This window comes from Sporosarcina koreensis (assembly GCF_001531445.1).
In the GTDB taxonomy this organism is placed as follows: Bacteria; Bacillota; Bacilli; order Bacillales_A; family Planococcaceae; genus Sporosarcina; species Sporosarcina koreensis_C.
In genome coordinates this window covers 1-243 of the sequence record NZ_LQYA01000282.1, presented here as the reverse complement: position 1 = coordinate 243, position 243 = coordinate 1, and the positions used below count along the sequence as shown (strand labels likewise).

General features: G+C 35.8%; 1 pseudogene. It reads left to right on the top strand.

Going from position 1 to position 243, the window contains the following annotated elements:
- Positions 1 to 243: pseudogene (locus tag AWV70_RS23200) on the top strand (tetracycline efflux MFS transporter Tet(L)); the annotation flags it as partial.

Genomic DNA, 243 nt, shown 5'->3' with positions numbered 1-243 from the left:
TAAAACATATTAGGAAAGTAACAGAACCTTTTGTTGAACCTGCACTGGGGAAAAATATTTCTTTTATAATTGGTGTCCTTTGTGGATGACTTATATTTGGTACAGTAGCAGGGTTTATCTCTATGGTTCCTTACATGATGAAAGATGTACATCAACTAAGTACTGCTGCAATTGGCAGTGTGATTATTTTCCCTGGAACAATGAGCGTTATTATCTTCGGTTACATTGGTGGATTACTTGTTG